A 13,470-nucleotide genomic window follows, 5' to 3' on the forward strand; every position below is an offset into this window, starting at 1 on the left:
TTTCATATTGCCTGAGTTGACACAACTCAGTCTCATGGAAGAGATCACCATGTCCCTCACCTCTCCCGGCGGTGCGAACCGCTCCCTGCTGTTGATCCATGCCGATGATCCGCAGCAGGCCAATCGATTGGCGGTCCTTGGCAGCCATTATGGTCATCGAACCCGGATCCTCGATCGCCGCGCTCTGTTGGCGGAAGGCGAGGCCGCTGATGGGCTACTGATCAGTTGTCGCCACTTGAGTGCCGAGATCCGTATCGGGCTTATCGAACGGCCCGCCCTGGCCAAAGTGCTGTTTTGTAGCCGCCTGAGCGTGGCGGAGCAGGAGGTACTGCTGGCAAAGGGGGTGTGGCTGGTGCCCCATGGTTGCAGTGAGCAGGAGCGAATCGAATCTTGGCTGACACTGGCTCGCCAGCTGCAGATGGTATTGGGGGACGGGGTGCGGCGGGAGCAAGACCTGCAGCAACAACTGGAGGAGCGCCGCTGGGTGGAGCAGGCCAAGGGGCAGCTTATGCAGCGCCACGCTCTGAGTGAAGAGGCGGCCTATCAGTTGCTGCGTAAAACAGCAATGGATCAGGGCAAGAGTCTTGGCGTTCTGGCTCGTCAGCTGTTGCAGCTACTGGCGAGCTGACCTGTTCGCGTTGTCTTGCCAAACTGGTGCAGCCACGACTCGAATTGGCGCAATGGGTGGCCAGAGTGGGGAGGCTGGGGCCACGAAAGGCAGGATATAGCGCCTCTTGCTCGTGATAGCCGAGGTTGGCACGCAATGTGAATAGCAGTGATGAATAACAATAAAGGCATGAAGTGATAATGCGTTCCCGTAGTCGCCACCAGTGGTGATGCGACTGCGGCACACATCGACCTGACGATGTCAGGTAACAGGCACTGTCGCCTCACCGATCACCCGATCGGTGAGGCGTTTTTTTTGTGGCTCCGCGAATGGCAATGACGCTGTTTGCTGGCGCCGCTTCACACAGGGAGAGACGTGATGAGCATGATCAAATGGGGGGCGCTCTGTGGCGCCATGTTGTTGGGGGCTGCCGCCCAGGCACAAGTGGGTGAGCCGGAAAAAGAGACCTTGCGACTCGGTTTTATCAAACTCACTGATATGGCACCGCTGGCGGTTGCGTATGAGCGGGGCTATTTCGAGGACGAAGGGCTCTATGTAACCCTGGAGGCGCAAGCCAACTGGAAAGTGCTGCTCGATCGGGTGATCGGTGGTGAGCTGGACGGTGCGCAAATGCTGGCAGGTCAACCGCTGGCGGCCCATATCGGTATTGGCACCAAGGCCGAGCTGGTGACCGCCCTGTCACTGGATCGCAACGGTAACGCCATCACCGTGGCAAATTCGGTCTGGGAGCAGATGCAACCGGCCCTGGTCAACCATACCGGGCCGATCAGTGCCGCCGCGTTGAAACCCGTCGTGGAGCAGTCGAGCCGTGATGGCAAGCCGTTCAACATGGGCATGGTATTTCCCGTCTCTCCCCACAACTATGAGCTGCGTTACTGGTTGGCTGCGGGGGGGCTGCATCCCGGCTTCTATGCCCCGGAGCGGGGTGATAACTCGGGCCAGCTCAAGGCAGATGTGTTGCTCTCGGTGACCCCCCCTCCCCAGATGCCCGCAACGCTGGAGGCCGGCACCATCAAGGGTTACAGCGTGGGTGAGCCGTGGAATCAGCAGGCTCTGGCCAAGGGGATTGGCAGGCCGGTGATCACCGATAGCGAGATTTGGCACGCCAACCCCGAGAAGGTATTGGGGGTAACCCGGGCCTTTGCCGAGCAGTATCCCAATACCCATGTCCGAATGGTCAAGGCGTTGCTGCGGGCGGCCTACTGGCTGGATGAGCAGAATAACCGCAATCGGCCTGACGCGGCCCGCTTGCTGGCGCGTCCGGACTACGTGGGGGCGGATGAGCAGGTGATCGCCAGTTCGATGACCGGCACCTTCCGCTACGGCAAGGAGGATGTGCGCCCAGCACCCGACTTCACCCTCTTTTTCCGGCAGCACGCCAGTTATCCCTTCTACTCCGATGCGGTCTGGTTTTTGACCCAGATGCGTCGCTGGGGCCAGATCCCCACTGCCAAGCCAGATAGCTGGTACGACACGGTCGCACGGGCTGTCTATCGTCCCGACATCTATCGCCAGGCTGCCGAAGCGCTGATTGCCGAGGGCAAGTTCAAGGCTGCCGACTTTGTCGATTTTCCTCATGAGAGTGGCTATCGGGCACCGGATGCCGGTTTTATCGACGGCTTCACCTTTGACGGGCGTCAACCCAACGCCTATCTCGCGCAGTTCCCCATCGGCCTCAAGGGCGATGAGCGGGTAGAGTAACCAAGGAGTACCCTATGACCCTCAAGGTTTGTAAACGTCTGGTCTTGCCCTTGCTGGGCTGTGCGCTGTTTCTGCTGCTGTGGCAGTGGGGGGCTGGCCATGTCAACACTTCGCTCGGGGCCCTGCCGGGGCCGGTAGCGACCCTGAACCAGGCGGGGCTGCTTGGCGAGGAGTTTTTGGCCGAGCGGGAGCGTGAGCGCGCATTTCTGGCGCGTCAGGCTCAGCGCAATGCCGAGCGGTTGGCGATCGATCCTGCCGCCAAGGTGCGCACCGTACCCTACACCGGGCGGCCCACCTTCATCGATCAGGTATTGACCAGCTTGCGCACCGTGTTGCTCGGTTTTGGTCTGGCCAGCCTGCTGGCCGTGCCACTTGGCATCCTGTTGGGGATGAATCCGCGGCTGTATCAGGCCATCAATCCACTGGTTCAGGTGCTCAAGCCTATCTCCCCCCTAGCCTGGTTGCCGTTGATCACCCTGGTGGTGAGCGCCCTCTACGCCAGTGCTGATCCGCTGTTTGCCAAGTCGTTCATCATTTCGGCGGTGACAGTGGCGCTCTGTTCGCTGTGGCCAACCCTGATCAATACCGCGGTCGGGGTCAGCACGCTGGATCCGGATTTGGGGAATGTCAGCCGGGTGTTGTGTCTCTCCTGGCCTACCCATGTGCGCCGTATCGTGCTGCCGGGTGCCTTGCCGATGATCTTCACCGGATTAAGGCTCTCGCTCGGGGTGGCCTGGATGGTGCTGATTGCCGCCGAGATGCTGGCGCAGAATCCGGGGCTTGGCAAATTCGTGTGGGATGAGTTTCAAAGCGGCAGTGCCAGCTCGCTGGCGCGCATCATGGTGGCGGTGCTCACCATAGGGCTTATCGGATGCGGTCTTGATCGGCTGATGTTGTCGCTGCAGCAGCGCTGGTCGTGGGATAAACGCGCCGAGCTGCGCTAACAAGAGGGGTAAGGGATGAGCGCATTCTTGCAATTGAGCAACATGGGGGTGGGGTTTACCACCGAGCGTGGTTACTTCGAGGCGTTGACTAACGTCAACTTGCGTATCGAGCAGGGGGAATTCATCTCCCTCATCGGCCATTCGGGATGCGGCAAGAGTACCTTGCTGAACCTGGTGGCCGGGCTGTGCGAGCCGAGTTGTGGCGGGGTCATTCTGGCTGGGCGCGAAGTCAGTGGGCCAGGCCCGGAGCGTGCCATGGTCTTCCAGCACCATGCGCTGTTGCCTTGGCTCTCGGTGTTCGAGAACGTCGCACTGGCGGTGCGCCAGGTCGAGTCGGGCCGGGCCCGGGTGAGTGAGCGGGTGATGGAGTTTCTCTCTCTGGTTCAGATGGATCATGCTGCCGACAAGATGCCGCACGAAATATCGGGCGGGATGAAGCAGCGGGTTGGCATTGCCCGCGCATTGTCACTCAGCCCCAAGGTGCTGTTGATGGATGAGCCGTTTGGCGCGCTCGATGCGCTGACCCGGGCTCATCTGCAAGATGCCTTGATGGCCATTCAGACCCGGCTCGGTACGACGGTGCTGATGGTGACCCACGATGTGGATGAGGCGGTGTTGTTGTCGGATCGCATCGTGATGCTGACCAACGGCCCCAGCGCCACTATCGGGGAAGTATTGACGGTGTCACTGCCCCGGCCACGGGATCGAGTGGCACTGGCAGACGATCATCACTACCACAGGTTGCGCCAGCAAGTGCTGCGTTTTTTGTATGAAAAACAGCGCAAGGTCACCCCGCTAAAAGGGGAAGAGAGCAAGCCACAGGCCGGTAAGTTGCGAGCGTGAGAGAGCAAGGAGTACAGGGATGAACAAACAGCGATTGGTGGTAGTAGGCAACGGTATGGTCGGCCACCACTTTGTGGAGCAGCTGGTGGCGGCTGGCGGGTTGGCACAGTTCGAGTTAACGGTGCTGGGGGCGGAGCCGGATCCGGCATATGACCGGGTCCACCTCTCCGAGGTGTTTGGTGGCAGAGCCCCCGAGGCGCTGCGGTTGGCTGATCCTGGCTGGTATCGCGATCAGGGCATCCCCCTGCGCTTGGGGGCGAGTGTGGAGGTCATCGATCGGCAAGCGGGTCTGGTGCGGTTGGGTAATGGGGAGGCTATTGGTTATGACCGTCTGGTGCTGGCAACGGGGTCGATGCCCTTTGTGCCACCGATCCCGGGGCGAGATCGTAGCCACTGCTTTGTCTATCGTACTCTCGATGATCTGATCGCGATCCGCGAAGCTTGTGCCCATGCGCGCAGCGGGGTGGTGATCGGTGGTGGGCTACTCGGGTTGGAGGCCGCCAATGCCTTGCGCCTGCTTGGCCTGCAAACTCATGTGGTGGAGTTTGCGCCTCGCCTGATGCCGGTTCAGCTTGATGAGCTGGGTGGAGAGCTGTTGGCCAGCAAGATTGCCGCGCTCGGCGTGGAAGCGCACCTGGGCAAGGTGACCGAGCGTATCGTCGATGGTGAGCAGGCGCGCCACCGGTTGGTGTTTGCCGATGGCGGGCACCTGGAGTGCGACGTGCTGCTCTTCTCTGCCGGGATCCGTCCGGCCGATAGCCTGGCGCGCGGCGCCGGGCTGGCGGTGGGTGAGCGCGGCGGCATCGTCATTGATGAGCGGTGCCAGTGCTCGGATCCGGCCATTCTGGCCATCGGTGAATGTGCATTGTGGCAGGGGCGGATCTTTGGTCTGGTTGCCCCCGGCTATCAGATGGCACGTGCCGCCGTGGCCACACTGTGCGGTGGCGATAGCCGTTTTAATGGTGCTGACATGTCTACCAAGCTCAAGTTGATGGGGGTAGACGTGGGAGCCATCGGTGACGGCCATGGCGTTACACCAGGGGCTCAGTCGCTGCTGCTGCTGGATCGCAACAGCGGGGTCTACAAAAAACTGGTGGTCGATGAGCGGGGGGAGCGGCTGTTGGGTGCCATTCTGGTCGGGGACGGGGGCGACTATGATCGGCTGCTCACCTACTACCAGCAAGGGATGGCCCTGCCCACCCCGCTACTGGCGCTGCTGACCGGCGAGGGGGAAACGGCAGCCGCACCGCTGACCTTGCCAGACAGCGCGACCCTCTGCTCCTGCCATAACGTGAGCAAGGGGGCTGTGGCTGCGGCGGTTCGGGCCGGGCATCACGAGCTGGGTCAGATCAAGGCCGTGACCCGTGCCGGCACCGGTTGCGGGGGGTGCAGCAACCTGCTCAAACAGGTACTGGATCAAACCCTGAGCGAGCTTGGGGTCGAGACCGATAACCATTTGTGCGAACACTTTGCCTTCAGTCGTCAAGAGTTGTGCCACCTGATCCGGGTCGAGCAGATCCGCGATTTTGACAGTTTGCTGGCTCGCCATGGCAAGGGGTTGGGTTGCGAGGTATGCAAACCGGCGATCGCCTCTATGTTGGCCTCGCTATGGAATGAACATGTGCTGGCCAAACCGCACCGGGCGTTGCAGGACACCAATGATCGCTTTTTGGCTAACGTGCAACGGGATGGGACTTATTCGGTGGTGCCACGGATTGCAGGGGGGGAGATTACGCCACGCGGGCTGATCACTCTTGGGGTGATCGCCGAGCGTTACGGGCTCTTTACCAAGATCACTGGCGGCCAGCGGATCGACATGCTGGGGGCTCGGCGTGATCAGTTACCGGCGATCTGGCGTGACCTGGTGGCGGCGGGCTTCGAGACCGGCCAAGCCTATGGCAAGTCGGTGCGAACCGTGAAGTCGTGCGTGGGCTCCACCTGGTGTCGCTACGGGGTGCAGGATTCGCTGGCCATGACCCAGCAGTTGGAACATCGCTACAAGGGATTGCGTGCACCGCACAAACTCAAGTTTGCCGTCTCCGGCTGCACTCGAGAGTGTGCCGAGGCCCAAAGCAAGGATATCGGGGTGATTGCCACCGAGCGTGGCTGGAATCTCTATGTCTGTGGTAACGGAGGCATGCGCCCGCGTCATGCAGACCTGTTTGCCACCGATCTCGATGAACAGACGCTGATCCGCTACATCGACCGTCTGTTGATGTTTTATGTGCGTACCGGAGATCGGTTGCAGCGCACCTCGGTCTGGCTGGAAGCCATGGAAGGAGGGCTCGACTACCTCAAATCCGTCATCATCGAGGACCGACTCGGTATCGGGGCAGAACTGGAGTCGGCCATGGCGGCAGTGGTGGGTAGTTGGGTGTGTGAATGGAAGGCCACACTGGCCGATCCCGACAAGTTGCGGCTGTTTGAGGCCCACCTGAATCAACCTGAGGACGTCACCCCGCCACGCCATGAGAACCGTGGTCAGTGGGTGCCTGCGATCACCATCAAGGAGGTGGTATGACGGTACAAGAGACGCTATGGCAATCAGTGTGCGAACTGGCCGATCTGGAAGAGGGGTGGGGACGCAGTGTGGTGCTGCAGGGAGAGGTGGTGGCGCTGTTTCGCTGCGCCGGCCACATCTATGCCCTAGACGGGATGGACCCGGTGGCGGGTGTTGCGGTCATGGCGCTTGGTCTGGTCGGCGATTGCCAGGGGGAGCCCATGGTGGCATCCCCCATCTACAAGCAGCGCTACTCCCTGCGTGATGGTCATTGTTTTGATAACCCCTCGCTGCACCTGAAGAGTTGGCCGGTGCGTATCGAGGGTGGGCGGATCTCGCTGGCCCACCCTTTGTCCTGCTGACGACTCGTTGGCCCTGCATTCGCCGGGGCCATTTCTACGCCGTGATCACATCACTTATATTCCTAAAAAATATAAGTGAGCCTTCTTTATTATTTTATTGAACCCTGACAGCCAGCTAGAGTGCGCTCATCAGGTATGGAGAGGTGCAAAATGGATTATTTGCCGATGTTTGCCAAGTTGGAAGGTCGCCCGGTATTGCTGGTGGGCGGGGGCGAGGTTGCCCTGCGCAAGGCGCGCCTGCTGCTGGCGGCCGGTGCCCGGCTGACCCTGGTCTCCCCGGAGATTGAACCCGAATTTGCTGAATTCACCGGTCGTTTTACCCATCTGGCCGAGCGTTTCACCCCGGCCCATCTGGCAGGCCAGATCCTGGTGGTGGCGGCGACCGACAACCTCGAAGTCAACGCGCTGGTTTATCAGAGTGCCAACCAGCTGGGGCTGTTCGTCAATGTGGTGGATGACCCCAAGCGCTCCAGCTTTATCTTCCCCTCGATCATCGATCGCTCGCCGCTGATGGTGGCGGTCTCCAGCGGCGGCAAGGCGCCTGTGCTGGTTCGCCTGCTGCGCGAGCGGCTGGAGAGCCTGCTGCCGCGCCATCTCGGCGGGCTGGCCGAGCTCTCCGGCCGGGTCCGTGACAAGGCCAAGCGGGTGCTCTCCTCGATTGCCGACCGTCGCCGCTTCTGGGAGCGAGCCTTTGCCTCCAATACCCTCGCCAGCCTGATTGAGAAAGCCGATTGGCAAGGTGCCGAGCAGTGGCTGAACGAGGGGCTCGACAAGGCCCAGACTGAAGTGGGTGAAGTGGTGCTGGTCGGCGCGGGCCCCGGCGATCCTGGCCTGTTGACCCTCAAGGCGCTGCAACAAATTCAACAGGCTGAAGTGGTGCTCTACGACCAGCTGGTATCCGCCGAGATCCTCGATCTGGTGCGCCGCGATGCCACCCTGGTGTCGGTCGGCAAGAAGGCGGGTGCTCACAGCGTGCCGCAAGAGGAGACCAATCGCCTGCTGGTCGAGTACGCCAAAGCAGGTAACCGGGTGGTGCGGCTTAAAGGGGGCGATCCCTTTATGTTTGGCCGTGGCGGCGAAGAGCTGGAAGTGCTGGCCGACGAAGGCATCCCCTTCTCGGTCGTGCCCGGCATCACGGCTGCTGCCGGTGCCACCGCCTATGCAGGTATTCCGCTGACTCATCGTGATTATGCCCAGAGCGCCGTCTTTATCACCGGCCATTGTCAGCAAAATGGCCAGAAAGAGGGCAAGGAGCCCGACTGGCAGCAACTCGCTTCAACTAACCAGACCCTGGTGATCTACATGGGGCTGATGCGCTCCGAGCATATCCAGCAGCAGCTGGTGGAACACGGCAGAAATCAGGCGACCCCCATCGCCATCATCGAGCGTGGCACCACCGCCCGCCAGCGCGTGCTGACCGGCACTCTCACCGAGCTGGCCGAACTGGCCGCCCAAGCGGTGAGCCCCTCCCTTATCGTCATTGGCGAGGTGGTTGCCCTGCGCGAGCGGCTCGCCTGGTTTGGGGAGAATGGTGGCGAGCAACCGCGCGATAACCCGGATTTCGATGGCTGTGATCTCAAGCTGGTACAGCTGGCCTGAGAGCAAAGACCGATTTGATGCGGCTGCCGGTGCGGCCGCGCACTGAACCACCCAGCGCCTTGAGCAGGCGCATCAGCAATGACCCGAGGACCAACATGGACCGTGAAAGATTGACGCACTTGCAGCAGCTGGAAGCCGAGAGCATCCATATCATCCGCGAGGTGGCTGCCGAATTTGAAAACCCGGTGATGATGTACTCCATCGGCAAGGACTCCTCCGTCATGCTGCACCTGGCCCGCAAGGCATTCTATCCTGGCAAGATCCCGTTCCCCTTGCTCCACGTTGACACCGACTGGAAGTTCAAGGAGATGATCAAGTTTCGCGACGAGACCGCCAAGAAGTACGGGCTGGATCTTATCGTCCACAAGAACCCGGAAGGGCTCGCCATGGGCATCAACCCCTTCGTGCACGGCAGTGGCAAGCACACCGACATCATGAAGACCGAAGGGCTCAAGCAGGCGCTCAACAAATACGGCTTCGATGCTGCTTTTGGTGGCGCCCGCCGCGACGAGGAGAAGTCCCGCGCCAAGGAGCGGGTCTACTCCTTCCGTGACAAGTCCCACCGCTGGGATCCGAAGAACCAGCGTCCGGAGCTGTGGCGTGTCTACAACAGCCAGGTCAACAAGGGGGAGAGCATCCGGGTGTTCCCGCTCTCCAACTGGACCGAGCTCGATATCTGGCAATACATCTATCTCGAGAACATCGACATAGTGCCGCTCTACTTCGCGGCCATGCGTCCGGTGGTAGAGCGAGGGGGCATCAAGATCATGGTGGATGACGAGCGTATGCCGCTGACCGCCGAGGATGAGGTGAAGCAGGAGCTGGTGCGTTTTCGTACCCTCGGTTGCTACCCGCTGACCGGTGCCATTGAGTCTGATGCCACCACCTTGCCGGAAATTATTGAAGAGATGCTGCTCACCACCTCGAGCGAGCGGCAAGGGCGGCTGATTGACCACGATCAGGCCGGCTCCATGGAGCAGAAGAAGCGTCAGGGATATTTCTAAGGAGTCGTCAGCATGAACAGCCATATTCAGACCGCCATCACCGAACAGGGCATCGAAGCCTATCTGCACGCCCAGCAGCACAAGAGTCTGCTGCGTTTTCTCACCTGCGGCAGCGTGGATGACGGCAAGAGCACCCTTATCGGTCGCCTGCTGCACGACTCTCAGCAGATTTATGAAGATCAGCTCAAAGCGCTGGAGTCCGACAGCCAGAAGCTCGGCACCACCGGCGAGAAGCTGGACTTGGCGCTGCTGGTAGACGGCCTGCAAGCGGAGCGCGAGCAGGGCATCACCATCGACGTGGCCTACCGCTATTTCTCTACCGCCAAGCGCAAATTTATCATTTCGGATACCCCGGGCCACGAGCAGTACACCCGCAACATGGCGACCGGCGCCTCCACCTGCGATCTGGCCATCATTCTGATCGATGCCCGCAAAGGCGTGCTGGATCAGACCCGCCGCCACAGCTTTATTGCGAGCCTCTTGGGCATCAAGCAGTTCGTGGTGGCGGTAAACAAGATGGATCTGGTGGAGTTCAGTCAGGAGGTGTTCGAGCGCATCAGTGCCGATTACCGCGAGTTCGCCAAAAAGCTCAGCGTCGACACCATCCAGATCGTGCCGGTCTCGGCGCTGGACGGTGACAACGTGGTCAACCAGAGCGACAAGCTGGCCTGGTATCAGGGCGAAACCCTGCTGGCGCTGCTGGAGTCTGCAGAAGTGGAACGTGAGCTGGAGCGCCATCCGGTGCGCCTGCCGGTGCAGTATGTGAACCGCCCCAACCTCGATTTTCGCGGCTTCGCGGGCACGCTCGCCTCCGGCATCCTGCGGGTGGGCGACAAGCTGGCTGTGCTGCCGTCGGGCAAAGAGAGCACAGTGACCCGCATCGTCACCTTCGACGGGGATCTGGAGTACGCCCTGCCGGGTCAGGCCATCACCGTCACCTTTGCCGACGAGATCGATATCAGCCGCGGCGACCTGCTGGTAGATGCCGCCCAACGTCCACAAGTGACCCAGAACCTGCTGGCCCATATCGTCTGGATGGGGGAGGAGTCCCTGCAACCGGGCCGTGTCTTCGACGTCAAGCTGGCCACCAAGAAGAGTCGCGGTCAGGTGGAGGCCATCCGCCACCGTATCGAGATCAACAAGCTCGACGAACTGCCCGCGAGCGAGCTCAAGCTCAACGAGATCGGCCTGTGCGAGCTGAGCCTCACCGACCCGGTGGCGTTCGACCCGTATCAGGAGATCCGCGATACCGGCAGCTTTATCCTGATCGACCGGCTGACCAACGTCACCGTCGGCGCCGGCATGATAGTGGAAGGCTTGGCGGCCAAAGCGGTAAAAGGGCACTACAGCGAGTTCGAAATCGAGCTCAACGCCCTGGTGCGCAAGCACTTCCCGCACTGGCAAGCCCTTGCCATCGGTAACGACACAAGCAAGGAGTAAGCCCATGACCTGGCAACAATTCCTGGTGCTGGGTCTGCTGGCTGCTCTCGTAGCCCTGCTGATCCAGGGCAAACTCCGCCCGGCGCTGCTCTTCTCGGGCGCCGTGCTCATCACCTACCTGAGCGGGCTGGCGGATATCAATGCCGTGGTGGCGGGCTACACCAACAGTGCCCTGCTGACGCTGGTGCTGTTGCTGCTGGTGTCGCTGGCGGTGGAGAAGACCCGCATCATGAGCTGGTTCGCCAATCTGGTGGGCACGGGTTCATTCAACAAGGTGCTGGTGAAGGTGTGGTTCTCCACTGCCTTCCTGTCCGCCTTCGTCAACAATACCGCCGTGGTGGCCTCCATGCTGGGAGCGGTCAAACGCAACCCCAACCATGCGCCGTCGCGGCTGCTGCTGCCCATGTGCTTTGCGGCGACCTTTGGCGGGGTGCTGACCCTGATCGGCACCTCCACCAACCTGATCGTCAACAGCTTCCTCATCAAGATGGGGGCGCCGCCGCTCGGCATGTTCGACTTCTTTATGGTGGGTGCGGGCACCCTGCTGACCGGTCTGGTGGCTGTGCTGCTGTTTGCCCGTCACCTGCCGGAGCAGGATACCGAGATGAGCCGAGAATCCGGCTACTTTCTCGAAGCCAAGGTGGGCGCCGGTTCACCGCTGGCGGGGCGCAGCGTCAAGGAGAACGGCCTGCGCAGCCTGAAAAGCCTCTATCTGGCGGAAATCATTCGCGGTGAGCAGGTGATCTGCCCGGTCCAGCCGGAACACGAGCTGCATGAGGGCGATGTGCTGCTCTTTTGCGGCGATGTGGAGAGCGTCGGCGTGTTGCAGGAGATGAAGGGGCTGGATCTCTACGGCCAGCACCGCCTCAACGGCCAGCATCTGGTGGAGGTGATCGTCAGCCATAGCTCGCGGCTGGTGGGTCAGACCATCAAGGATGCCGAATTTCGCACCCACTTCGATGCGGTGGTATTGGCGGTGCGCCGCGGCGAAACCCAGCTTACCGGCGGCCTCGGCCAGATTGAGCTGCACGCCGGTGATACCCTGCTGCTGGCCCCCGGCCCCCAGTTCGCCCGCAACAAGTCGCTGGGGCGGGAATTTGTGGTGGTGAGCGGGCTGGAAGCCTCCACCCGCCTCGATGGCAAGCGCAGCGCCGCCGTGGTGCTGGGGTTTCTCGGGGTGTTGGCGCTCTCGGTATTCGAGCTGGTGCCGCTGTTCAAGGGGTTGCTGTTGATGCTGGTGGCGCTGCTGCTCACCCGCATTCTGACCCTGGACGAGATCCGCCGCCGCTTTCCGCTGGATATCTGGCTGGTGGTGGGCGGGGCGCTGGCCATCGCCGATCAGCTGGAAAAGAGCGGACTGGCCAAGCTTATCGCCGACTGGCTGATGGGGGAGTTCAACGGTGCCAGCCCCATCATCGCCTTCGTGGGTATCTATCTGTTTACGCTGGTGCTGACCGAGCTGATGAGCAACAACGCCGCCGCCGCGCTGGCCTTCCCCATGGGTTACCAGCTGGCGCTCAGTATGGATGTCTCGACCATGCCGTTTATTCTGGCGGTGCTGTTCGGGGCAAGCTCCAGCTTTATCCTGCCCTACGGCTACCAGACCAACCTGATGGTCTATGCCGCGGGCAACTACAAGATGCCGGACTACCTCAAGCTGGCCCTGCCGGTCTCGCTGGCCTATAGCCTTGGGGTGATTGTGATGGTGCCCCTGCTGTTTCCGTTTTAAGGCGTGAGCGCCAATCAAGGAGTGTTGGATGAGCAATATCGTGTGGCACAACCATGCCGTCGACAAACAGAGCCGGGCTGAATTGAAAGGGCAAAAGCCCCTGGTGCTCTGGTTTACCGGGCTCTCGGGGGCGGGCAAATCGACTCTGGCGGGGGCGCTGGAGCAGGCGCTAGCGGCACAAGGCAAGCACACCTATCTGCTGGATGGGGACAATGTACGCCACGGTCTCTGCGGCGATCTCGGTTTCGATGATGCTGCCCGTCAGGAGAATATCCGCCGGGTCGGCGAAGTGGCAAAGCTGATGGTGGATGCGGGCCTTATCGTGCTCACCGCCTTTATCTCGCCGTTCCGTGCCGAGCGGGAGCTGGTGCGCAACCTCTTGGGGCCTGACGAGTTTGTCGAGGTCTTTGTCGATGCACCGCTCGCCGTCTGTGAAGAGCGCGACCCCAAGGGGCTCTATAAAAAAGCGCGGGCAGGGGAAATTCGCAACTTTACCGGTATCGACTCCGCCTATGAGGCCCCAGAGCAACCGGAAATCCATCTGCTTAATGCCGGTAAACCGGTGGAGGTTATGGTGGAGGAGTTGTTGACTGCGCTAAGGCTGCGAGGGTTGATCGACTAAGGTGCGTTTGCACATATCGAGTAGTGATAAACAAGGGGGGCATTTGCCCCCTTGTTTATTCTCATTCACCGTCAAAAAGCAACCTGATTACCCATGAT

General features: G+C 61.1%; 11 protein-coding genes. All 11 read left to right on the top strand.

Annotated elements, in window-relative coordinates:
- Positions 1-49 precede the first annotated feature (49 nt).
- The 11 genes from BN1125_RS18015 (at position 50) to cysC (ending at position 13,372) form a co-directional block, all read left to right on the top strand.
- Positions 50-628 carry an ANTAR domain-containing response regulator gene (locus BN1125_RS18015; protein ID WP_042014030.1) on the top strand — a complete coding sequence of 193 codons (579 nt, stop codon included), beginning with the start codon at positions 50-52 and terminating at the stop codon, positions 626-628.
- A 357-nt stretch (positions 629-985) separates the two neighbouring features.
- Positions 986-2,329: a CmpA/NrtA family ABC transporter substrate-binding protein gene (locus tag BN1125_RS18020; RefSeq protein ID WP_042014017.1), complete on the top strand. Its 1,344-nt coding sequence runs from the start codon at positions 986-988 to the stop codon at positions 2,327-2,329.
- 14 nt (positions 2,330-2,343) lie between these two features.
- On the top strand, positions 2,344-3,273 hold the full coding sequence (locus BN1125_RS18025; RefSeq protein WP_042014018.1) for an ABC transporter permease: 930 nt from the start codon (positions 2,344-2,346) through the stop codon (positions 3,271-3,273).
- Between the two features lie 15 nt (positions 3,274-3,288).
- Positions 3,289-4,116 (top strand): ABC transporter ATP-binding protein, encoded by an 828-nt coding sequence (locus BN1125_RS18030; RefSeq protein WP_042014020.1) that lies wholly within the window; start codon positions 3,289-3,291, stop codon positions 4,114-4,116.
- 19 nt (positions 4,117-4,135) lie between these two features.
- Positions 4,136-6,637 carry a nitrite reductase large subunit NirB gene (gene nirB / locus BN1125_RS18035; RefSeq protein ID WP_042014021.1) on the top strand — a complete coding sequence of 834 codons (2,502 nt, stop codon included), beginning with the start codon at positions 4,136-4,138 and terminating at the stop codon, positions 6,635-6,637.
- Positions 6,634-6,978 carry a nitrite reductase small subunit NirD gene (gene nirD, locus BN1125_RS18040; RefSeq protein ID WP_042014022.1) on the top strand — a complete coding sequence of 115 codons (345 nt, stop codon included), beginning with the start codon at positions 6,634-6,636 and terminating at the stop codon, positions 6,976-6,978. The genes nirB and nirD overlap by 4 nt, the downstream gene beginning before the upstream one ends.
- A 150-nt stretch (positions 6,979-7,128) precedes the next feature.
- Positions 7,129-8,577, top strand: a complete 1,449-nt coding sequence (cysG, locus tag BN1125_RS18045; protein ID WP_042014023.1) for a siroheme synthase CysG — start codon at positions 7,129-7,131, stop codon at positions 8,575-8,577.
- A gap of 71 nt (positions 8,578-8,648) precedes the next feature.
- Positions 8,649-9,581, top strand: coding sequence for a sulfate adenylyltransferase subunit CysD (gene cysD, locus BN1125_RS18050; RefSeq protein WP_425283656.1), 933 nt, complete (start codon positions 8,649-8,651; stop codon positions 9,579-9,581).
- Between the two features lie 12 nt (positions 9,582-9,593).
- Positions 9,594-11,021, top strand: a complete 1,428-nt coding sequence (cysN, locus tag BN1125_RS18055) for a sulfate adenylyltransferase subunit CysN (protein ID WP_042014024.1) — start codon at positions 9,594-9,596, stop codon at positions 11,019-11,021.
- 4 nt (positions 11,022-11,025) lie between these two features.
- The gene (locus BN1125_RS18060; protein WP_042014025.1) at positions 11,026-12,750 is read left to right on the top strand and encodes an SLC13 family permease; all 1,725 of its coding nucleotides are present in this window, start codon (positions 11,026-11,028) and stop codon (positions 12,748-12,750) included.
- 28 nt (positions 12,751-12,778) lie between these two features.
- Positions 12,779-13,372, top strand: coding sequence for an adenylyl-sulfate kinase (gene cysC / locus BN1125_RS18065; protein ID WP_042014027.1), 594 nt, complete (start codon positions 12,779-12,781; stop codon positions 13,370-13,372).
- The last annotated feature ends 98 nt before the right edge of the window (positions 13,373-13,470 follow it).

It is taken from the genome of Aeromonas fluvialis (assembly GCF_000819885.1).
Taxonomy (GTDB): Bacteria; Pseudomonadota; Gammaproteobacteria; order Enterobacterales; family Aeromonadaceae; genus Aeromonas; species Aeromonas fluvialis.